The sequence below is a fragment of the Sulfuricaulis sp. genome, assembly GCF_024653915.1.
Classification (GTDB): Bacteria; Pseudomonadota; Gammaproteobacteria; order Acidiferrobacterales; family Sulfurifustaceae; genus Sulfuricaulis.
The window spans coordinates 1-20,673 of sequence record NZ_JANLGY010000025.1 but is presented as its reverse complement, the minus strand read 5'-3'; the positions used below and the strand labels follow the sequence as shown (position 1 = coordinate 20,673).

The following is a 20,673-nucleotide window of genomic DNA, read 5'->3' as shown; positions in this document are numbered from 1 at the left end:
GTGGATTCGAACCACCGAAGGCAGAGCCGTCAGATTTACAGTCTGATCCCTTTGGCCGCTCGGGAACCCCTCCGGAAAAAACGAAGCCGCAAATTTTGCTGGAGCAGGCCTGCATTGTCAACCGATATCCTTGATTTTTTGAATAAACTCTTCGAATTCCGACAGCCTAGCGACCCCTCATGGACTGTTGCCGGATCAGATTCAGCGCCGATCCGGCACTGAACCAGGCAATCTGGTCCTGGGTCATGCTGTGCAAGGCAAAAAACGTTTCTTGGCTACCATCGGCATGGGCAATCCTGACCTCGACCTTCAGCCCGGGAGCCAGTTTGTCGAGACCAACAATGCTCAGCCGATCATCCTGTCGGATACGGTCGTAGTCGGCCGGATTGGCGAAAGTCAGTGGCAACACCCCCTGTTTTTTGAGGTTAGTCTCGTGAATACGGGCAAAACTGCGCGCCACTACCGCCCGGCACCCGAGAAACCGGGGGCTCATGGCGGCGTGCTCACGTGAGCTACCCTCGCCGTAATTCTGGTCACCCACCGCGACCCACCCCTGCCCCTTGGCTTTGTAGGCGCGGGCTATTTTCTGCAGTTCCTCGCCGGCCTGGCCGGTCAAGACGTCAACACCGGTACCCGGCTTGTCGGTAAAGGCATTACCCGCGCCGGAAAACATATTGTCGCTGATGCGATCGAGGTGACCGCGGAACTTGAGCCACGGACCCGCCGGTGAAATATGATCGGTCGTGCATTTGCCACGTGCCTTCAGCAACACCAGCAAATTCTGATAGCCCGCCACCTTGTCCACCGGCTCGAAAGGCTTGAGCAAAGCCAAGCGCTCACTCTTAGGATTCACCATAACGTTGGCTGAAACCGCCTGCTCTGATGGCGCCACATAACCATCGCGACCAGCATCGAAGCCCTTGGTTGGAAGCTCAGCAGCGCTCGGCGCCTCAAGCTTGAGCAAGTTTCCATCAAGCTGCACGCCTTCATGGATCGGATCCAAATCGAGCCGCCCGGTCAGCGCATAGGCCACCACCACTTCGGGGCTCGCGATAAAGGCGTGCGTACTGGGATTGCCGTCATTGCGTTTGGGGAAGTTGCGATTGTACGAGGTCAGGATCGAATTCTTTTCGCCCTTGGCAATGTCGGTGCGCTCCCACTGGCCAATGCACGGCCCGCAAGCGTTGGCCAGCACCGTGGCACCAATGGCCTCGAGATCGGCGAGCAGGCCATCGCGCTCGATGGTGGCACGTACTTGCTCCGAACCCGGCGTGACCATGAGTGGCACGCGCGCCTTCAGCCCTTTTGCCTTCGCCTGGCGTGCGATGTGCGCAGCTCGGCCGATGTCTTCATAGGAAGAATTGGTGCAACTGCCGATCAGCGCTGCCTTAATCTCTGCCGGATAGTCGTGCGACTTCACGTCGTCCGCCAGGCGTGACACCGGGCGCGCCAGATCGGGCGTGTGCGGACCGACCACATGCGGCTCGAGCTCTGAAAGATCGATTTCGACGATCTCATCGTAGTATTTTTCAGGATTCGCCAGTACCTCCGCATCGGCGGTCAGATGCTCGGCGAGGTTGGATGCGAGGCTCGCCATCTCGGCGCGACCGGTCGCGCGCAAGTAACTGGCCATGCGCTTATCGAAAGGAAACACCGATGTCGTCGCGCCCAGTTCTGCGCCCATATTCGTCACGGTGGCCTTGGCGGTGCAGGAGAGCGACTCCGTGCCCGGACCAAAATATTCAATAATCTTGTTGGTGCCGCCGGCCACCGTCAGCATGCCGGCCAGCTTGAGAATCACGTCCTTGCCGCTGGTCCAACCCGAAAGCTTTCCCGTCAGGCGCACGCCCACGAGTTTCGGCCACAGCAGTTCCCACGGCATGCCGACCATCACGTCCACGGCATCCGCGCCGCCAACACCGATGGCCAGCATGCCGAGACCGCCGGCATTCGGGGTGTGAGAATCGGTGCCGATGATGAGGCCACCGGGAAAAGCATAGTGCTCGAGGATCACCTGATGAATGATGCCGGAACCCGGCTTCCAGAAACCCATGCCGTATTTGGCCGAAGCCGAGGCGAGAAAATCGTAGACTTCCTTATTATTGCTCTCGGCAACTTCGAGATCCTTGATGGCGCCCACCTTGGCGCGAATGAGGTGATCGCAATGCACCGTGGTCGGTACCGCCGCCTCGGCCTTGTCCGCCGTCATGAATTGCAAAATCGCCATCTGCGCCGTCGCATCCTGCATGGCCACGCGATCGGGATGCAGCCCGACCGTGGTCTTGCCGCGCAAGGGCAGGTCCGTCGCAAGGTCGGTCTTGTGCGCGAACAGGATTTTCTCCGCCAGTGTGAGCGGGCGGCCAACACGGGCGCGGACCGCAACCATGCGCTCGGGCAAGGATTTATAATAGTTGCGGACGATAACGACAGCGTCAGCAGGATTCTTTTCCATGGTGGTATCTGAAAAACAGCAAACGGGCTTTGCGCGAGGAACAGGATTGTAAATCAAGGCGGGCATCTAGGCTATGTCGCCCTCCGCTTTTCTAAAAGGGTGATGAAAAATGGGGCATCCCCTTTTTACAGGATCAAGGGGCGTGTTATCGCCCCATTTCCAGCTTGTACCGTTGACGCGCTGCTTCTTCCTTGTATGCGTCGTCAACTTCCCGCATGACGCCGTCCACATCCGCCAACTTTTTGCTGCGCTCGAAGCGACCGGTCAGCTCAACTTCCGGGTGTAGTTTGCCGTTTTCGTAGAGCGACCATATCTCCATGCCATAGTCGGTGGACAGAAGCTCGGGGGCAAAACGGCCGAAGTAGGCCGTCAGGTTGTCGATGTCCCGCTGGAACATGCTGGAGGCACTGTTGTTTCCCGCGGCATCAATAGCCTGGGGCAAGTCGATGATGACGGGCCCTTCGCTGCCAACGAGCACATTGTACTCGGACAAATCGCCGTGGATGACCCCGGCGCAGAGCATAAGAACGACCTGCATTATCAGTGTGCGGTGATACTCGCGCGACTGCTCTGCCGTCAGCACCAGATCGTTGAGCCGCGGGGCGGCGTTGCCATCGGCGTCGGTCACCAACTCCATCAGCAGCACACCATCAGCAAAATTATAGGGCTGCGGGACGCGCACGCCCGCGGCGGCGAGACGGTGCAAAGCAGCCACCTCAGCGCTTTGCCATGAATCTTCCTGCGCTTTGCGTCCATACCGACCGCCCTTCTCCATGGCGCGGGCACGTCGGCTGTTTTTCACCTTGCGGCTTTCCGTGTAACCGGTACTTTGACGGAAACTGCGCAGGTTGGCTTCCTTGTAAACCTTGGCGCAGCGAATATCTTCCCCGCAGCGGACCACGTAGACCATGGCCTCCTTACCGCTCATGAGCTGATGAATGACCGCGTCGACGAGGCCGTCCTCAACCAGCGGTTCAAGTCTTTTGGGGGTCTTCATAGGCGCCCTTCTACACTGCTTCGGCGCGTAATGACAGTGGGGTGACGTTCTGACACCTCGAACTTGAAATCAAAATATGCGACTTCAAGTTTGAGGCAACCGTGAAATGGAGCCCGCAGAGGGTCTCGAACCCCCGACATCCTGATTACAAATCAGGTGCTCTACCAACTGAGCTATGCGGGCATAAAACAGCTTCAAACATATCGTCCCTGACGACGCGACTCAGTTTCTATTAAACCCCAGCCCGACCATCCATGGTCGGGCGCTCGTCGGGGCGAACACACGTTAAGTGTGTTCGCCACCACTCCGGCTCGCCCAACTGAGCTATGCGGGCAGAATCAAAAAAGCGCGGCATTGTAAGTATACCCCCGTGGCGGGGCAACCACTCAGTTCGGCGCATTTTCGCGCGGTTCTTGTGAGTTATTCGGTGGCAGACTCGTGCCGGCCGGGCAGACAAGTTCCTGCACCTGAACATCTTTCGCGGCCCAGTCAATTTTTTTGATCTTGTCCGCCGTTTCCGAAGGAAACTTGACGGCCACATCCAGCCAGAAGCGTGTGCGTGTCTGCTGAAACGGTTGAATCCTGGCCTGCACTTTTTTATCCGCCAGCTCACGCACGCGACTTTCGGCATTGGCCTCGATCGTAAACAACCCGAGTGAAATGGCGTTTTGCATACCCCCCTCCTGGATCAGGGCATGATCCTTAAAACCGAGGCGAGTGAGTTGCTGACGTTTACGCTCCGCGGCTTTCTGGGAAGACAGCGGCGGGAGGTAGACCTGATAACCGGTTACGTTACGGGTTTCCTCGGAGCGGCGTGAATAAGTTAACTGTAGTTCATTCAAACGCGTCTCCGCCCTGGCCACGATATCGATATCCGGAAACGGGCCGATATGGAAGCACGCCGGCGCGGTGCCGGTCGTCAATCCTGCGTTTGCCGGGGGCGGTGTCTTGCGTGGCATGAGTTTTACTCCCGGCTCATTGAACAGACGCATTTTCTCCGGCGCAACTGGCTCGCGCGCCGTGCGGGTTTCCTCTATCGGTATTTCCTTGTACCAGCTGGCCCACATCCAGAGCCCGAGGTTGGCCAGCACCAGCGCGGCAAATATCCATTTCAGATTCATAAGCTATCCGCGATGCGAGCCAATCCCTTGAACACCAAGTCGGGCACCGGTGTAACCGACACACGCAGATGCGCCGCCAGCGCCGTTGCATCGCCGCCGGTGAGAAAAATCTCCATCGGCTCGCCCAAGTTTCGCCGGTATTCGTCTATTAAACGCTCCACCGCGCCCACCAGGCCGAACAGGGTACCGGCCGCCACGCCATCTTCGGTGGAACGGCCCAGACAATCTGTCGCGTTTCCCGCAACGACGGGAAGGGCTTCCGTACCCTGTGCCAGGCTGTCACGCAACAGACGCAGGCCCGGAAAAATCGCGCCACCGAGGAATTCACCCCTGGCCGACAGCGCCTCCACCGTCACGGCCGTGCCGGCATCCACCACGCACACCGCAGAACCAGTCAGTCCGCGCACGCCAATCAGGGCCGCCCAGCGGTCGGCGCCGAGCTGCTGTGGGTTCCGGTAAAGATTTTTCACGCCGAGTTGTTCTGCTTGTGGGCGCACAATGTGTATCGAGACTGACCAGTGTGTCCGCGCCCATTGCTCGATCGCATGTAACCGTTCCGGGCTGGAAACGCTGCATACAATCACCCGCTGCGGTTTCGCGATTTTTTCCCACGCTTTACCGAACAACGACTCGATATTTTTTTCATTGCCGAGCAACGCGGCATCGGTGCGCCAGAGGTCCGGGCCATATTGCGCCCATTTCAGTCGGCTGTTGCCAAGATCAATTAGCAGATTCATGTGGGCAATCTGTCAGGCGCGGACAAGTCTCAGGCTGACTTCGCCGGAATGAAATACCTTCCGATTCCTGGCATGACGGATAACCAGGCCGCCAGTTTCGTCGATACCCTCGGCGGTACCGGAAAATTCGCGATCGCCCTGTATCAGACGCACGCGCCGGCCATGGAACAGATGCCGCTTCTGCCATTCCTCGCGAAACGGCGCAAAGCCCTTGTCTGCGAACAGCTGAAACATGTCCAGCAGATGAAGCATGACCAGCGCTGACAGGCGATTGCGATCGGTGGTTTTGCCCGTGATGCCCTGCAGATCGACCCACGGCTGGTCAATGTGTGCAGCGTCAGGCTGGCTGATGTGCCCATTGATGCCCACGCCCAGGATGACCAATGTCGGTCCCGCCGCCTCGCCCTGGACATCGACCAGCAGACCGGCGAGTTTGCGGTTATCCCACAGCACGTCGTTCGGCCACTTGAGGCCCGCGCCGGACACACCATACTCCTCCAGTGCGTGCAACAGCGCGACGCCAGCCGCGAGACTCAAACCCGAAACCAGGCCCGGCCCCCCGGGAAAGCGCCAGGCCATGGACAGCATGAGATTGCAATAAGGCGTCGCGACCCATGATCGTCCGCGGCGACCACGGCCGCTTAGCTGGGTCTCGGAAATACAGACAGTGCCATTGATGTCGGCATTCGCCACAACATGTTCAGAAAGATAACGATTGGTGGAATCCACTTCATCCAGAAGATGCAAGCGGTCGCGAATTTCTGTTGCCGATTTGCCGAGCAATTTCAGAAGCCGGGAATGATCCAACAACGTCAGCGGCGTGTCGAGCTTGTAACCACGACCTGTCACGCGGTGAATCTCGAGGCCCGATTGCGCCAGGTGATGAACATTCTTGCAAACTGCAGCGCGCGTGATGCCGAGTTTCTTTCCCAGGTCGGTGCCCGAATGAAAGGCACCATCGGACATCAGCCTGAGGATTTCGGCGCGCGTACTCATGCGCGCATTCTACCTAAAAAAGGCCAGTTGTAGCCCCGGCTATTTTCTCATCCCGGACATTCGTTCTATAACCTTGACGATCGCGGCGGAATCCAGCTCACCGTCGCCACTGCCGATGAGCGCGTTCAGGTGCTGCGCCACCAGCGCCGTGCCCGGCAGGCCGATGCCCAGCTTGTGCGCGTCCTCGATGACAATGCGCAAGTCCTTCTGGTGCAGCTTCACCGTAAAACCGGGCTTGAAATTATTGTCGAGCATGCGCTTGCCATGCACTTCCAGAATCTTGCTGCCGGCAAACCCCCCCATCAGGGCCTCGCGCACTCTGGCGGCATCCACGCCGTTCTTGCGCGCGAAGGTCAGAGCCTCGCTCACTGCCTCGATCGTGAGAGCCGTCACAATCTGGTTACAGGCCTTGGCAACCTGTCCGGCGCCGTGATCGCCGACATGGACAACGCTCTTACCGAGGACATCGAACAGCGGTTTCACGCGCTGGAATGTTTTTTCCTTGCCGCCGACCATGATGGACAGGCTCGCATTGATCGCGCCGATCTCACCGCCCGAAACTGGCGCATCCAGCATCTCGACGCCACGCGTTTCCAGCTCCTGTGCAAAGCGGCGCGTTGTCGCGGGTGAGATGGTGCTCATGTCCACCACAATCTGGCCGGACCGCAGACGCCGAATCAGGCCGTTCTCACCGAGCACGATGTTTTCCACGTCGGGCGTGTCCGAAACCATGATAAAGATGATCTCGGCGCTGGCGGCAACGTCTGCGAGCGTGTGACAAGCCTGGGCACCGGCCTCCACCAACACCTCCATCGTCACCGGCCGGCGGCCGTGCACCCACAGGGCGTGGCCGGCCTGGCGCAGGTTGAGCGCCATGGGACGCCCCATGATTCCGAGTCCGATAAAACCCACCTTCATCGCCATTGTCTTCAACTCCTTAATTTAAGGAACGTCTGATATATTAATTTCTGACGCAAAGTCGGTCGCTCCCGCGCATCCCTGCGCTCGCGACATTCGTACTTCCTGTACAGCACAAAGACGTAAAGATTTTTTCTTTTATTTTTCCGAGTTTTTCTTTGCGCCTTCGCGTCTTTGCGTCAAATAATCATAATTAATCAAACATTAATTCAGTTCCGGCGGACTGTGATGGAACCCGAGCTTCAAACCGCACCACTGCGCTACCTGCAACAGTCGCGCATCCTGCAGATAACCGCCTATGAGTTGCAACCCGAGCGGCAGGCCATTGGCGCCCAGGCCCGAAGGAAGGGTAATGGCCGGGGCGCCACACAACGTCCAGATCGTGCAGAACACCGGGTCGCCGGTGTACATCAGTGTCGCGGGCGCCTCGCCACGCGCCGGCAGCGTAAGCACGGCATCGTAACGGTTCATGAAGTCACCCAGTTCGCCACGCAAGCGGGTGCGACTCTCGAGTGCCGCATGATACGCGGGCTCTTCAATCAGCAGGCCCTCATCGATCAAGCGATTAATCTCTGCGCTCAATCGCTCGCGCTGCTGCGCCTGCAGATGGGCAAACGATCGCGCGCCTTCGTACTGCATGATGGTACGGTGGACCTCATGCGCCTGGGAAAATGCATCGGGGAGCATCACTGTTTCGACCCCCGCTCCTGACTTGCGCAGCAAAGCGATGCTGTGGGTAAAATTTTCCTGCGCGCCGGCATCGGCGAGTGACCATGCCGGCGTGCGCACGGCGGCGAGTCGCGGCGGCTGGAACAGCGGCTTGGGATCGAGAACCTTTGGCACCATGGCGAAATCAGACAGGCTGTCCGGATCGTCCTGCGCGTGCCCCATCAATGCGCTGGCGACCACCGCGGCATCCGGCACGTTGCGCGCGAACACGCCCACCTGATCCAGCGTGTGACTGAACACGAGCACGCCGGCGCGCGAGATGAGACCGGCGCTGGGTTTGTAACCGACCACACCGCAAAACGCCGCGGGACGGATGACGGAGCCATTGGTCTGGGTGCCAATGGCGGCGGGAACAAAGCGGGCCGCCACCGCCGCCGCCGACCCGCTCGAGGAGCCACCCGGTGTGTGCGCCAGATTCCACGGATTGCGGGTTTTTCCAGGCACGTAATAGGCCAGCTCCGCCGTCACGGTCTTGCCCAGCATTACTGCCCCAGCCTCATCCAGCCGGCGCACCGCGCGCGCGGACATTGACGGCATGTAATCTTCGAATGCGGTAGAGCCCATGCGCGTCGGCACGCCCTGCACATCGATGATGTCCTTCACGCCAATCGGTATACCCTGCAGTGCTCCATTTTTGCCGGCTTTACGATGGCGGTCAGCCTCGCGCGCGCGTTCCAGTGCCGCCTCGGATTTGAGCCAGGCCCAAGCCTCGATTTTCGGATCGATCTTCGCGATCTGCACCAGACAATCGCGCACCAGGTCTTCACAAGTGAATCGGCCTTCCGACAGGCCATACAGGGCTTCCTTAACGCCCAGATGATGCAGCTCCCCCATTCAGGCGGGTGGATGCAGCAGATTGGGCGGTTTGCCGGTGGTCAGTGCGGCCACCAAATTTTCCGCCGCCAGCATCGCCATGCGGCGGCGCGTGGCCTCGGAAGAGCTGGCAATATGAGGCGTCAACACGACGTTGGTGAGTTTCAGAAAATCCGCATGCAGCGCCGGTTCATTCTCGAATACATCCAGTCCGGCACCGGCGAGGACGCCTTGCTTCAGCGCCGTGATGAGTGCGGCATCATCAACGACGCCGCCACGAGCGGCGTTGATAAGGATGGCGTTTGGTTTCATTTTTGCGAATTGCGTCGTGCCCAACAGATGATGGGTAGCCGGAGAGTACGGCGTGTGGACCGTAAGGATGTCGGCGCGCGCCAGAAGTTCATCCAGCGATACATACGCCGCGTGGCAGCTTTTCTCAACTTCCGCCGACAGGCGGTGTGAATTGTGGTACAGCACGGTCATCTCAAAGCCCCGGGCGCGGCGCGCCACGGCCTGTCCCACGCGCCCCATACCGAGGATTCCCAGCGTGGCGTGGTGCACGTCCACGCCGAGAAATTGTTTCAACTTCCAGCCGCTCCATTTGCCGGCGCGCAGGTATTGTTCCGCCTCGGTCACGCGGCGCGCCGTGGCCAGTATCAGTGCCCAGGTGAAATCCGCCGTGGAATCTTCCAGCACACCCGGGGTGTTGGTGGCCATGACGCCATGCGCCTGACAGGCGTTGAGATCGATGTTATTGAAACCGACGGCGATGTTGCACACCGCCTTGAGCTTCGGGCACTGCGCCAGAAGCGCCGCGTCGATTTTTTCTGTGAGCGTAATGAGCGCGCCGTTCTTGTCGGCCAGCGCTTTCGCCAGTGCTTCCGGGCTCATGGGAGCGTCTCCCTGGTTCGGCGTGACATCGAAATGCTGTCCGAGGAAATCCAGAGCTTCGGAAAAAACTTCGCGGGTGACAAGTATTTTCGGTTTCATGATAGTCGCGCTAATTTAAGGTTCAAAGAGTCTGCCTGTTGCACGAAAGACAATGGCAGCATTCGTTACGTTTCCGAGTGGAAACAGGCAGCAGCTGGTGAGACGACGTAAGGCTCGAGATGTGCGTTACACGACCAGGTTCGGGTTCATGTCAGCGCCGGAACACATATGGGCGCAACCCGACTTGCCGATTCAGTCGCCCTTTGATTGCAGGGATTGCCAAAGATCGACCAACATCATCAAGATACCAACAAGTATCACAAGGGTTAGCGCCGGATCCCACAGCTTGAGCACGACGGGCCCGAGGTACACCAACACCAGCGCCATCGCCACGATTCCTGCAATAATTTTAAATGCCATTCGTAGCCTCCTTAACATCGTACGCTTCGGCGCTGCCGACTTTTGCCGCCAGCCAGCGCGCCGTGCGCAACAAGCGTGCGTCGCGGTGACTTTGGCCGACGAGCTGCACACCGAGCGGCAAGCCATTCGCCCCACGCATCAGCGGCAGGGAAATCGCAGGCATACCGCACAGCGTCCACAGCGTACAAAACGAGGGATCGCCGGTCGACGCCAAACCTTTAGGCGCTGTGCCCGCAACCGCGGGGGTCAGGACGACATCACAGCGGTTGAACAACTCGTCAAAACCCTCTATCAACAGCGGAATGCGCGCCAGCGCGGTCTGATAGTCGAACGCGGTAATAGCGCGGCCGCGCTCAAGCTGGGCGCGCAACGTCTCGCTCAATTGCTCCCGTCCCCGTTCGTATTCATCCACCAGCGCCGCCGCCATCTCGGCTTCCATGATCGTTTGGTGGAGTTTGAGCGCATCGAGCGCGATCTCGGGTAATTCCACTTCCACAACACGGTCGCCCAGCGCCTCGATCAACTCGGCAAAGGCTTCGCGGGTATCCACGTCCGTGCGTTCCCACAGCGGCGTCTTGATGAAAGCGATCAGTGGCGGCAACGGCGGCTCCTCGGCCGCAATCTCCCGAAACGGAATACGGGCGCGCGGGCGCGTCGCTGGATCGCGTTCATCGCCACTCACGAGTATCTCGCAGCCGAGCGCGATATCCTCCAGCGAGCGCGCGAACAGACCCATTTGGTCGAGCGTGCGTGAGAGCTTCAGTACGCCGTGGCGCGAAATAAGCCCGTGTGTCGGCTTGAAGCCGTACACACCGCAAAACGCCGCCGGCCGGATCACCGAGCCGTTGGTCTGGCTGCCGAGTGCCAGCGGCACCATGCCGGCCGCCACGGCGGCGGCTGATCCGCTCGACGAGCCGCCCGGGGTATGTTCGGGATGGTGCGGGTTGCGCGTCTTGCCGGGAGTGTGCGTCGCGCACTCGGTGGTAACCGTTTTGCCCATGATCACGGCGCCCGCGGCGCGCAACATCGCGACCACGGCGGCATCAGCCGCTGGCGTGCGGCCGGCATGCAACACGGTGCCATCTTCGGTTGGCATGTCACCGGTGTCGATGATGTCCTTGATGCCCACCGGCACGCCGTGTAGCGGACCGATTGACTGGCCCTCGCGCCGGGCTTGATCGCGTGCGCGCGCCTGTTGGAGTGCGTGCTCGGGATCGAGGAATTGCCAGGCCTGAACCGACTCTTCCACCTCGCTCACGCGCGCCAAACACTCCTCGACCAGCCGCTCGGAGCTGATCGCGCCGTCGCAGATCGAGCGCGCCGCGTCGCTGGCGGTAGACCAATTTAGTCGGAGGTCATCCATGCTGCGCTCAATGTCCGTAGACGACTTCCGGCAGCCAGAAAATCAGCTGCGGAAATACGTAAACCAGGACCATGGTGACAATCACCAGGCCGAGGAACGGGAAGCAACCCTTGAAGATGGTCCAGAGCTCCACAAAAGCCGGCGCGACGCCCTTCAGGTAGTACGCCGACATCGCCATGGGCGGCGTCAGGAACGAGGTTTGCAGGTTGAGCGCCACCAAGATACCGAAAAAGATCGGGTCGACACCGAAGTGCGGCAGCAGTGGCAGAAAAATCGGCACGAAAATGATGATGATCTCAGTCCATTCCAGCGGCCAGCCAAGCAGAAAGATGATGAACTGCGAGAGGATCAGGAACATCACCGGATTGAGGTCGAGTCCAAGCACGAACGCCTTGATAACGCCCTCGCCACCCAGATACGAGAACACCGAGGAGAACAGCCACGAGCCCACGAACAGGAAGCACACCATCGCCGAGGTGCGCGCAGTGAGGTATACCGCTTCCCGCAGGCGCTGCCATGTCAGCGCCCGGTACGCCGCCGCCAGAATGAGGCTGCCGAGTGCGCCGATCGCGGCGGCTTCGGTCGGTGTCGCCAGCCCGAACAGGATCGAACCGAGCACCGAGAGGATAAGCACAGCGAGCGGCACGAATGCCTCCAGCAGCAGCAGTGACGCCTTGCCCCACGGAATATTGCTTTCTTCCTGCGGAAGTTTAGGCGCCAGCTTGGGATTCAAGGACACGCGCGTGATCACGTAGATAATGTAAAGCCCCGCAAGCAGAAAACCCGGTATCATCGCGGCGGCGTAGAGCCGCACCACCGAAACCGAGGCGGCGGCCGAATACACGATCAACATGATCGAGGGCGGGATCAGGATGCCAAGTGTGCCGCCCGCACAAATGACACCACACGATAATCGTTGGTCATAGCCCGCCTTGAGCATCGCCGGTAACGCCAGCAACCCCATCAGCGTCACCACCGCCCCCACAATGCCGGTGGCGGTGGCAAACATCGCGCACGTGAGCAGTGTCGCCACCGCCATCGAGCCCGGGATGTGGCGCAGCGCCACTTGCAAGCTATAGAACAACCGGTCGAGAATGTTGGAGCGCTCGATCACGTAGCCCATGAAGAGAAACAGCGGCACCGCGACCAGCACGTCGTTACTCATGATGCTCCAGGTGTTCTGCGTCAGCAGGTAGAACACCCGGTTATCGAAGAACTCCGTGCCCGGCTGATAATAGGCGTAATAACCAAACGCGACGCCCATCCCCATCAGCGTGAACGCGATGGGGAAACCCAGCAGGATAAGAAAGATGAACAGCCCCAGCATTACCAGGGCGAGTGTCGGATCGCTCATTTCGTGCTCACCGGTTTAGCAACTTTTTCGGCGGCGTGTTGCTGAATTAATACGTCTTCCAATTCCTCAACGTCGTGCAGCCGAGGCGGCCACTGGTCATCGCGAATGCATTGGATGCATCGCAGCACCTCGGCTAAACCCTGCAGCGCGAGCAGGCCGGCGCCGAACGGGATCATGAATTTCAGCTGCCAGATCGGGATCCCGACCGGGCTGTTGACGCTGACCTCGCGGATCCTGAGCGCTTCGAGACCGTAACTCCACCCGGCGTAGCACAGGGCCAGGACACCGGGGAAGAAGAACAGGATATAGAGCGTCAGCTCGACGTATCCCTGCGTGCGCGGGCGCCACATGCGGTAAATGAAATCGCCGCGCACATGACCGTTGCGCGACAGGGTGTAGGCGCCGGCCATGAAGAACAGGGCGCCATACATGAGGTAGCTCATGTCGAAGGCCCAGCTGGTCGGGTTGTTGAGAGCGTAACGCACGAACACCTCGTAGGAGGTGCCAAAGGTGAGGATCAAAATGCACCACGCAAAGGCGTGGCCAACCATTCTGCTCAGCTGGTCGATGCCGTAAATCAGCCGGTTAACCATGCGCTGCCCCCGGGTGCAAGAAAATGGGGCGGCCGCTTGCCGGCGCCGCCCCGGGTATTACTGTCGTTGACTGCGCTAGCCCATCAGCCAAGCTTGGTCTTAAACACGTGCTCGTAGCCCATTTTGAAGTCCGCTTCGTTGAGGTAATGGTAGTACACCACGCGCTTGGCCCACGCGCGCTGCGATTCCACCACCTTCTTGAAGAACGGATCCTCGTCCGAGAGCTTCTTGGTGATCGCGTCCCAAGCCTTAAGCTGCGCCTGGAAAATCGACTGCGGCGTGCGGATGACGTTCACCTTGTGCTTGTCTTTCAGCACCTGCAGGTCGCGCGAGTAATTGTCCATCGCGGTCCAATAGTTGGCTGAGTTCGCGGCCTCGACACCGTACTGCCAAATCGCCTGCAGTTCCTTGGGCATGGAGTCCCACTTTTTCTTGTTGATGAGAATCTCGAAGAACTCCATCGCCTGGTGGAAGCTGCCCATCTCATAGTTCTTGATCACGTCCTGGGCACCGAAACGCATGTCCGAGGTTGGGTTGTTGAACTCGAAGGCATCGATCACGCCGCGCTCGAGCGCCGGCACGATTTCGCCGCCCGGCAACTGCGTCACCTTCGCGCCCATCTCCTGGAACAAATCCGCCGCGAGACCCACGGTGCGGTACTTGAGGCCCTTCAGCTGCTTGGCATCCTTGATCGGTTTCTTGAACCAGCCGAGCGGCTGGGTCGGCATCGGCATGGCAAAAAACCCGACGTAGTTGAGGTCGAGTTTTTTCAGGAGTTCCTGGTACATCGCGAGCCCACCGCCACGATAGATCCAGGATAGCGTCATGTGCGCATCCATGCCGTTGATCGGTCCGGAACCAAACAGCGACGCCACTTTCGACTTGCCGTACCAGTAGACCGGCACCGTGTGACCGGCGTCGAGCACACCCTTGCTCACCGCGTCCGTCACTTCGAAAGGCTTCACCACTGCCCCACCCACGAGATAGTCGATGCGCAGCCTGCCGCCCGCCATGGCATTCACGCGCGTGACGAACTCCTGCGCGAATTCATTGAAGATGTCAGTGGCGCCCCAGGCACCCTGCATTTTCACCGTGATCGTATCCGCCGCCTTCATGATCATGGGGAATCCGAGTGTCGCCGCACCACCCACGGAAGCCGCTGTAGCCGTCAGGAATTTGCGGCGGGAAATCGGTTGCTTGGATTTTTTCGGCTCGGCGGAATTGGATTTGAGTAGATATTTCTTGTTCATGCTTCCTCCTTGTTGCGATTAGTCAGTCTGTTCAATAGACGTCTAGTATCCGAACATAGCCGCACTAGTCTACTCTCGAATATCGGGCGATATCCAGCAATGGTCTTTGCGGCACACAGGCAGGATATTTCAAGCGCGCTAGGCCAGATAGGCAAATCATTCTTGTGCGTTTTGCTCAGGTTATTTCACAATGTGGAATCCACAGAAACAGCGCCTCACGCCCAGCGGACACTCAAACCATGAGCACCTTGCCTGGCGCGCCGCGGAATTCACGCACCAGCCGCGGCACCAGATAACCTGGCAAGCGACTATTCAGTTCCAACATCAGTTGTCGTGCCGCGACATCTGTTACTTCAAAGTGAGCCGCCCCCTGCGCCTTGTCGAGCAGGTGCAGGTAATACGGCACTACTCCCGCCTCAAACAATACTTCGCTGAGCGCAACCAAGGCATCGGCACGGTCATTCACGCCACGCAACAAGACAGACTGATTGAACAGCTGCGCGCCTGTTGATTTCAGATCCGCCAGCGTCAACGTTACGGACGCGTCAATTTCATTTGCGTGATTGGCATGCACGACAATGACTGTTTTGAATTTCGTGCTGCCCAACCAATCGAGCAGTTCATTATTCACACGTCCGGGTAATACGATCGGCAAACGGGTATGAAGTCGCAGACGCCTGAGGTGCGGGATGGCTTCCAAACGCGAAATCAGTTCGGCGAGGCGGCGATCCGATAACGTGAGCGGATCGCCGCCGCTCAAAATGACTTCGGTGACCGATGGATCGCCAGCGATATATTCCAAGGAACTGTGCCATTGATCGACAGCGGGATTGGCGTCAGCGTAGGGAAAATGGCGGCGGAAGCAGTAGCGGCAATGTACGGCGCAGGCGCCGGTGACCGTCAACAGCACCCGCCCCTGATATTTATGCAGCACGCCAGGTACTGGCATGGCACCGAGATCGCCCACCGGATCGGCACCGAACCCCTCTGCCGTCAGGCATTCCTCCGCGAGCGGCAGTACCTGGCGTAGCAAGGGATCATGCGGGTCGCCGCGGCGCATGCGGGCGACGAATTCACGCGGAACGCGCAACGGGAAAAGCAGGGCCGCGGCCCGGGCCGCAGGTAACCATTCCTCACCCAGCCCTACCGTAGCAAGCAGCTCGGCCGGGTCGGTGATGGCGCGGGACAGCTGCGATTGCCACGTGGGCACCTGCCTTAAAACGGAAGTTCCGGGTATCATAGCGCGCTCGATTTTACCTGGATCGCGCGTAAGCGCGTTCGGCTCGCTTCCCTCTCCCCTTGCGGGAGAGGGAATGAGGGTGAGGGGAAAGATGAAGTGTGCGTCTGATTCAAACGAAGTGTATTTAATAGATTAAGGTGTGTGATGGCAACTTACAGTACCAATGAATTCAAGGCCGGACTCAAGGTCATGCTCGACGGCGATCCGGCAACCATCGTCGAAAACGAGTTCGTTAAACCGGGCAAGGGACAAGCCTTCAGCCGCGTGCGAATCCGCAATCTCAAAAATGGTCGCACTATCGAGCGCACGTTCAAATCCGGCGAAACCATTGAGGCCGCCGACGTGGTCGATGTTGAGATGCAATTTCTCTACAGCGATGACCAATTTTGGCACTTCATGAATCCGGAAACCTTTGAGCAACTCGCGGCGGACAAAAAAGCCATTGGCGACAATGCCAAGTGGCTCAAGGAACAGGGCGTTTGCGTGATCACCCTGTGGGATGGCATACCGCTTACCGTTGAGCCGCCGCAAACCGTCGCCCTCAAGGTCACCGAAACCGACCCGGGACTCAAGGGCGACACCTCGGGCGGTGGCGGCAAACCGGCGACTCTCGAAACCGGTGCGATCGTGCGTGTACCGCTGTTCGTGCAAATCGGCGAGATGATCAAGGTCAACACCCGCACCGGCGAGTACCTCTCGCGCGCATGACTGCAGTAGCAAGTGACAAGTTACAAGTAGCAAGGGATACAATACCTCTTCTTTTACTTGCTACTTGAGACTTGCTACTTGCCACTTTTCGATGACTGGCGACCCGCCGCTGCTTTGGAAGTCCTGAAGCGCCGCGCCCAATTACTGCAACAAATTCGAGCATTTTTTTCCGGACGCGGCGTGCTGGAAGTGGAAACACCGATACTTTCAGCCGCGGCCATCACCGACCCGATGCTGGCAAGCTTTGTTACATGCTACACCGGCCCACTGTTCCCGCACGGCCAGACGCTTTACCTCCATAGCTCGCCGGAGTTCCCCATGAAACGCCTGCTGGCGGCCGGCAGCGGTTCGATTTACCAGATCTGCAAGGTCTTCCGCGACGGCGAATCCGGCAGGCGGCACAATCCGGAATTTACCCTGCTCGAGTGGTACCGCATGGGTTTTGATCACCACCAATTGATGACGGAGGTCGGTGAGCTTGTCATGCAACTCCTCGCGCCAGCACTGGGGTTGAATCCGCCCGAGAAGCTGACATACCGCGAGGCATTTCAGCGCCACACAAAAATTAACCCACATACGGCGACCGTCCTGGATTATGCGGCTGTGGCCGACGAACAAGGTTTTCGCATACCGACAAGCCTGCATCAGCATCACGATGTAGCCGTTTGGCGCGATCTGTTACTGACACACGTGGTCGAGCCCAAGCTTGGCCAGGGACAACTGACCTTTATATATGACTACCCGGCCTCGCAGGCCTCGCTCGCCCGCCTTCAACCGGGCAACCCGCCGACAGCAGCGCGCTTCGAGCTTTATCTGAATGGAATGGAGCTGGCGAACGGCTTCCACGAGTTGACCGACGCGAATGAGCAGCGCGCGCGGTTTGAACAACAACTGCATGCCCGCGCGGCCAGCAGTCTGCCGCCCGTTCCCGTGGATGAGCATCTGCTGTCCGCGCTGGAACACGGGCTACCGGACTGTGCTGGTGTCGCGCTTGGATTCGACCGTCTGGTAATGCTTGCTGGTGGTGCGCGAACAATCGAAGAGGTTTTGCCCTTTCCGCTGGATCGCGCCTGATTCAGGTTATTTTGCCTGCAACCAGAAAGTCACCGGACCATCGTTGGTCAGCGTGACATGCATGTCGGCGCCAAACACTCCCTTCTCCACCGGGGCGTGCTGCGTCCGGGCCTTTTCGACCAGATAAGCGAACAGGCGCTGACCTAATTCCGGCGCGGCGGCAGGCGTGAAACTCGGGCGCATGCCCTTGTCCGTGTCGGCGGCCAGCGTGAATTGCGGTACCAGCAGCAACCCGCCGCCGATGTCCCTGACACTCAGGTTCATTTTGCCGGCGTTGTCCGGAAACACGCGATAACCCAGCAGCCGTTGCAGCAACCGATCCGTGCGTGCCACGTCATCGCCCTGCTCAACACCGACAAGCACCAACAGCCCACGCCCAATGGCGCCGACGGTTTTGCCGTCAATCTCGACTTGGGCTGAACGCACTCGTTGCAACAGGCCAATCATAATAGGGTTATCTGGCGGTTCATTCGACCGGCGCAAGCGTAGTATATTTACCAGACTCGTCAAAGCCTGAAAGGAATTCACCATGCCTGCCCTGCCCGAGAAAGACCAACAAATCCTGGCGTCCCACGCCGGCCTGGTACACGCCGTGGTGCAAACCTGTCACAACCGCGACTTGATGCCGCAACTGGAACAATTGCTGAAGCTCTCGGAAGAAAATGGCTGGAACCAACTGGTGGCCTCCATCCGGCGCATTGTAGGTGGACAGCGTGACATCAACCTTTTGCAGAATCTGGACGAAGAAGATCGTGTGATCACGGAAGCCATTTTGCGCGGGCTGCAGAACCCCGAAACTCTGCCCGACCTCAGCGCCACACCCGACCCTGAACATGCCGCGCCGGGTCTGGCTTCCATGGTGGCCGCCGCGCGTCACGGCAACGTCGAAGCACTGAAGGCGCTCGCGGATATGGCGATACAGATGCGCAACGCCGGGGGCGACATGGCGCGCCTGGCTTCAGCGCTGTCACAGATGGAACAGGGCGAGGACGATGTGGAGAAACTGTCGCGGGAAATGAGCCCGGCGGGGCTGAAACTGGTGGAAACGATTCTCGAAGAACTGAAAAAAACCTGAACCGGCGGTTCAGTTCAAGCCGCCGCACCCGCCAGCGAAAGTATCGGCGAAGCAACGGGTTGATCGTCAAACCATGGCAGTTCCATGGGCAGTGCAATTTCCATCACGATCGGAAGATGATCGGAAAATAAATAATTCAGGGCCTCAATACGTTCGACTTTCAGGGACGATGACACCAGTATTTGATCAAGGTTGCGCGAGGGGCGCCAGCTGGGGAAAGTCGGCAGGTGATGCGCCGGTTCACGCAAATCGGTGTGCTTCACCAACCAGTCAATCTCGCGGCTTTCGGTACCGCAATTCATGTCTCCCATCACAATCGCGTGAGGGTAGGTGCCGATAATACCGGCGATGCATTCAAGCTGAAGGAAACGCGCGCGCTGTCCCAAGGCCAGGTGCGCGATCACCAGAATCAGCGCATCCGCGCCGTGGCCGAAACGCACCGTCAACGCGCCGCGACCGGGGATCATGCCGGGGAGTTTCACTTCTGTCACTTCCGCGGGGCACAAGCGGCTCAGAAGTCCGGTGCTGTGCTGGGCAAATTTTCCGAGATTGCGATTGGTCTGGTCATACCAATAAGGAAAACGCGCCGATAGCGAGAGATACTCTGTCTGGTTGATGAATCCGCTGCGCAAACTGCCTCCGTCCACTTCCTGCAAACCGACGATATCGAACCCGCCCAGAAGGCGCGCAATGCGATCGAGATTATCGAGACGTTTCGGAAAGGGGAGAACGTGTTTCCAGCTGTGGGTGAGGTAGTGGCGGTATCTATTCGAGGCGATCCCGGCCTGGATGTTGTAGCTGAGCAGCTTCAACCGCCGTGTGGCAGTAACTGTTGTGCCGGTTCCGGCTGCACCATCGCGCGCACCCGGGGAGGACATACTGCTTACTGAAATTCTCATTTCGGGAGGATTATCTCACACTTTGGCGGTGTCGCGGCCGTTTTTATCCCGCCGCATCTACCGTAAACCCTAGCCGATATTCCGTGCCATGCAAGCCATCTCGGACGAATGGCAATTGAAAGCCCGACGACGGGTTGTGATCGGGTATGAAATAAAAGCCTGTAGTGCCGTATTTTCCCAGGAATATTTCTACGCCGACCCCTTTGCAGGCTCATTGCGCTCGCTCACAGAACCGCCGGAGACAGAATAGGAAATCCGCAGGATGTCCCGGTGTGGACGCCTCGGGGCTGTGTCACACAAAAATTGCTACTGTCTTTTTGAGCATGGCACATTCCTCCACTTTGCCCCGTGGGCGCGCTTCGCTCGTGAAAATTCATTCCCGACAGAAATAGTACCGGGCGAACTGTTTACGGAATCGAGGGACGCAAATTTTTTTCCGTGGCCACATTCAGGTATGACACCGTAAAAAAAGAAACCCCGTTAGCTTGCGCCAACGGGGTTTCGAATAAAAAAACATGGCAGTGTCCTACTTTGACTCGCCACATCCCTGTGGCTCGCCCTTCGGGCGGCCTACGGCCGTACAAATTCATTCCCGACGAATTTGTCACGTGGGCCCACGTTCAAGCAGGACACCATAAAAAAGAAACCCCGGCCATTTCTGGTCGGGGTTTCTGAAATAAAAGCCTGGCAGTGTCCTACTTTCACGTGGGGAGACCCCACACTATCATCGGCGCTGAGCAGTTTCACTTCCGAGTTCGGAAAGGGATCGGGTGGTTCCCACTCGCTATGGCCGCCAGGCAGACCTTTTACGCTGTTGCATTTTCATGCAACAACCAATGTTCGGGCAGTGTATGTAAGTAAAAAGCGCGGAGATGTTACGTTGGCTTGAACACACACCCGGCGTCTTGGGTGTTATATGGTCAAGCCACACGGGCAATTAGTACTCCTTAGCTCAACGCCTTACGGCGCTTACACATGGAGCCTATCAACGTGGTGGTCTACCA

19 protein-coding genes, 1 tRNA gene and 2 rRNA genes are annotated in these 20,673 nt (G+C 58.7%); 3 read left to right on the top strand and 19 right to left on the bottom strand.

Features of this window, described 5'->3' with window-relative positions; genetic code table 11:
* Window positions 1-166 precede the first annotated feature (166 nt).
* From NUV55_RS12460 to epmB, 15 genes are all read right to left on the bottom strand, one after another.
* Window positions 167-2,452, bottom strand: coding sequence for an aconitate hydratase (locus NUV55_RS12460; RefSeq protein WP_296673459.1), 2,286 nt, complete (start codon window positions 2,450-2,452; stop codon window positions 167-169).
* A gap of 145 nt (window positions 2,453-2,597) precedes the next feature.
* Window positions 2,598-3,449, bottom strand: a complete 852-nt coding sequence (locus NUV55_RS12455; RefSeq protein ID WP_296673457.1) for a PA4780 family RIO1-like protein kinase — start codon at window positions 3,447-3,449, stop codon at window positions 2,598-2,600.
* Window positions 3,450-3,556: 107 nt separating this feature from the next.
* Window positions 3,557-3,632: transfer RNA gene (locus NUV55_RS12450), tRNA-Thr, on the bottom strand.
* A 203-nt stretch (window positions 3,633-3,835) separates the two neighbouring features.
* On the bottom strand, window positions 3,836-4,570 hold the full coding sequence (locus NUV55_RS12445) for a hypothetical protein (RefSeq protein WP_296673456.1): 735 nt from the start codon (window positions 4,568-4,570) through the stop codon (window positions 3,836-3,838).
* The gene (locus tag NUV55_RS12440; protein WP_296673454.1) at window positions 4,567-5,307 is read right to left on the bottom strand and encodes a type III pantothenate kinase; all 741 of its coding nucleotides are present in this window, start codon (window positions 5,305-5,307) and stop codon (window positions 4,567-4,569) included. Before NUV55_RS12440 ends, NUV55_RS12445 begins: the two co-directional genes overlap by 4 nt.
* A gap of 12 nt (window positions 5,308-5,319) precedes the next feature.
* On the bottom strand, window positions 5,320-6,303 hold the full coding sequence (gene birA, locus NUV55_RS12435; protein ID WP_296673453.1) for a bifunctional biotin--[acetyl-CoA-carboxylase] ligase/biotin operon repressor BirA: 984 nt from the start codon (window positions 6,301-6,303) through the stop codon (window positions 5,320-5,322).
* A 39-nt stretch (window positions 6,304-6,342) separates the two neighbouring features.
* Window positions 6,343-7,221: a 2-hydroxy-3-oxopropionate reductase gene (locus NUV55_RS12430; RefSeq protein ID WP_367280423.1), complete on the bottom strand. Its 879-nt coding sequence runs from the start codon at window positions 7,219-7,221 to the stop codon at window positions 6,343-6,345.
* A 204-nt stretch (window positions 7,222-7,425) separates the two neighbouring features.
* Window positions 7,426-8,784: an amidase gene (locus NUV55_RS12425; protein WP_296673450.1), complete on the bottom strand. Its 1,359-nt coding sequence runs from the start codon at window positions 8,782-8,784 to the stop codon at window positions 7,426-7,428.
* Window positions 8,785-9,753 (bottom strand): D-glycerate dehydrogenase, encoded by a 969-nt coding sequence (locus NUV55_RS12420; protein WP_296673448.1) that lies wholly within the window; start codon window positions 9,751-9,753, stop codon window positions 8,785-8,787.
* 192 nt (window positions 9,754-9,945) lie between these two features.
* Window positions 9,946-10,113, bottom strand: a complete 168-nt coding sequence (locus tag NUV55_RS12415; protein ID WP_296673446.1) for a hypothetical protein — start codon at window positions 10,111-10,113, stop codon at window positions 9,946-9,948.
* Window positions 10,103-11,476: an amidase gene (locus tag NUV55_RS12410; RefSeq protein ID WP_296673445.1), complete on the bottom strand. Its 1,374-nt coding sequence runs from the start codon at window positions 11,474-11,476 to the stop codon at window positions 10,103-10,105. Before NUV55_RS12410 ends, NUV55_RS12415 begins: the two co-directional genes overlap by 11 nt.
* Before the next feature lie 7 nt (window positions 11,477-11,483).
* The gene (locus tag NUV55_RS12405) at window positions 11,484-12,830 is read right to left on the bottom strand and encodes a TRAP transporter large permease subunit (protein ID WP_296673443.1); all 1,347 of its coding nucleotides are present in this window, start codon (window positions 12,828-12,830) and stop codon (window positions 11,484-11,486) included.
* Entirely contained in the window at window positions 12,827-13,423 is a 597-nt protein-coding gene (locus NUV55_RS12400; RefSeq protein ID WP_296673441.1) for a TRAP transporter small permease subunit, read from the bottom strand. The genes NUV55_RS12405 and NUV55_RS12400 overlap by 4 nt, the downstream gene beginning before the upstream one ends.
* Window positions 13,424-13,506: 83 nt before the next feature.
* Window positions 13,507-14,673 (bottom strand): TRAP transporter substrate-binding protein, encoded by a 1,167-nt coding sequence (locus NUV55_RS12395; RefSeq protein WP_296673440.1) that lies wholly within the window; start codon window positions 14,671-14,673, stop codon window positions 13,507-13,509.
* 232 nt (window positions 14,674-14,905) lie between these two features.
* Complete coding sequence (epmB, locus tag NUV55_RS12390) at window positions 14,906-15,913, bottom strand: EF-P beta-lysylation protein EpmB (protein ID WP_296673438.1); 1,008 nt, start codon at window positions 15,911-15,913, stop codon at window positions 14,906-14,908.
* 144 nt (window positions 15,914-16,057) lie between these two features.
* On the opposite strand from epmB, the gene efp reads away from it, so the two are divergent.
* A complete protein-coding gene (gene efp, locus NUV55_RS12385; protein WP_296673437.1) occupies window positions 16,058-16,621 on the top strand; it encodes an elongation factor P in 564 nt (187 codons plus the stop codon).
* 78 nt (window positions 16,622-16,699) lie between these two features.
* A complete protein-coding gene (epmA, locus tag NUV55_RS12380) occupies window positions 16,700-17,695 on the top strand; it encodes an EF-P lysine aminoacylase EpmA (protein WP_296673436.1) in 996 nt (331 codons plus the stop codon).
* 6 nt (window positions 17,696-17,701) lie between these two features.
* Here epmA and dtd read toward each other — a convergent pair whose 3' ends face one another.
* Window positions 17,702-18,142 (bottom strand): D-aminoacyl-tRNA deacylase, encoded by a 441-nt coding sequence (dtd, locus tag NUV55_RS12375; RefSeq protein ID WP_367280422.1) that lies wholly within the window; start codon window positions 18,140-18,142, stop codon window positions 17,702-17,704.
* Between the two features lie 82 nt (window positions 18,143-18,224).
* Here dtd and NUV55_RS12370 point away from each other — a divergent pair, with 82 nt between their 5' ends.
* Complete coding sequence (locus NUV55_RS12370; RefSeq protein WP_296673432.1) at window positions 18,225-18,770, top strand: hypothetical protein; 546 nt, start codon at window positions 18,225-18,227, stop codon at window positions 18,768-18,770.
* Window positions 18,771-18,784: 14 nt separating this feature from the next.
* Here NUV55_RS12370 and NUV55_RS12365 read toward each other — a convergent pair whose 3' ends face one another.
* The 3 genes from NUV55_RS12365 to NUV55_RS12355 all read right to left on the bottom strand — a co-directional run.
* A complete protein-coding gene (locus NUV55_RS12365) occupies window positions 18,785-19,648 on the bottom strand; it encodes an endonuclease/exonuclease/phosphatase family protein (protein WP_296673430.1) in 864 nt (287 codons plus the stop codon).
* A gap of 703 nt (window positions 19,649-20,351) precedes the next feature.
* Window positions 20,352-20,467: ribosomal RNA gene (gene rrf, locus NUV55_RS12360) — 5S ribosomal RNA — on the bottom strand.
* A 118-nt stretch (window positions 20,468-20,585) separates the two neighbouring features.
* A 23S ribosomal RNA gene (locus NUV55_RS12355) occupies window positions 20,586-20,673 on the bottom strand; the annotation flags it as partial.

Excerpts from the sequence above, each read along its gene's own strand:
- NUV55_RS12410 (WP_296673445.1), bottom strand. The coding sequence starts at position 11,476 with ATGGATGACCTCCGACTAAATTGGTCTACCGCCAGCGACGCGGCGCGC.
- efp (WP_296673437.1), top strand. The coding sequence starts at position 16,058 with ATGGCAACTTACAGTACCAATGAATTCAAGGCCGGACTCAAGGTCATG.
- NUV55_RS12405 (WP_296673443.1), bottom strand. The coding sequence starts at position 12,830 with ATGAGCGATCCGACACTCGCCCTGGTAATGCTGGGGCTGTTCATCTTT.
- NUV55_RS12430 (WP_367280423.1), bottom strand. The coding sequence starts at position 7,221 with ATGAAGGTGGGTTTTATCGGACTCGGAATCATGGGGCGTCCCATGGCG.
- NUV55_RS12400 (WP_296673441.1), bottom strand. The coding sequence starts at position 13,423 with ATGGTTAACCGGCTGATTTACGGCATCGACCAGCTGAGCAGAATGGTT.
- NUV55_RS12460 (WP_296673459.1), bottom strand. The coding sequence starts at position 2,452 with ATGGAAAAGAATCCTGCTGACGCTGTCGTTATCGTCCGCAACTATTAT.
- NUV55_RS12370 (WP_296673432.1), top strand. The coding sequence starts at position 18,225 with ATGCCTGCCCTGCCCGAGAAAGACCAACAAATCCTGGCGTCCCACGCC.
- NUV55_RS12425 (WP_296673450.1), bottom strand. The coding sequence starts at position 8,784 with ATGGGGGAGCTGCATCATCTGGGCGTTAAGGAAGCCCTGTATGGCCTG.
- NUV55_RS12415 (WP_296673446.1), bottom strand. The coding sequence starts at position 10,113 with ATGGCATTTAAAATTATTGCAGGAATCGTGGCGATGGCGCTGGTGTTG.
- NUV55_RS12420 (WP_296673448.1), bottom strand. The coding sequence starts at position 9,753 with ATGAAACCGAAAATACTTGTCACCCGCGAAGTTTTTTCCGAAGCTCTG.
- NUV55_RS12445 (WP_296673456.1), bottom strand. The coding sequence starts at position 4,570 with ATGAATCTGAAATGGATATTTGCCGCGCTGGTGCTGGCCAACCTCGGG.
- birA (WP_296673453.1), bottom strand. The coding sequence starts at position 6,303 with ATGAGTACGCGCGCCGAAATCCTCAGGCTGATGTCCGATGGTGCCTTT.
- NUV55_RS12455 (WP_296673457.1), bottom strand. The coding sequence starts at position 3,449 with ATGAAGACCCCCAAAAGACTTGAACCGCTGGTTGAGGACGGCCTCGTC.
- NUV55_RS12440 (WP_296673454.1), bottom strand. The coding sequence starts at position 5,307 with ATGAATCTGCTAATTGATCTTGGCAACAGCCGACTGAAATGGGCGCAA.
- epmB (WP_296673438.1), bottom strand. The coding sequence starts at position 15,913 with ATGATACCCGGAACTTCCGTTTTAAGGCAGGTGCCCACGTGGCAATCG.
- dtd (WP_367280422.1), bottom strand. The coding sequence starts at position 18,142 with ATGATTGGCCTGTTGCAACGAGTGCGTTCAGCCCAAGTCGAGATTGAC.
- NUV55_RS12365 (WP_296673430.1), bottom strand. The coding sequence starts at position 19,648 with ATGTCCTCCCCGGGTGCGCGCGATGGTGCAGCCGGAACCGGCACAACA.
- NUV55_RS12395 (WP_296673440.1), bottom strand. The coding sequence starts at position 14,673 with ATGAACAAGAAATATCTACTCAAATCCAATTCCGCCGAGCCGAAAAAA.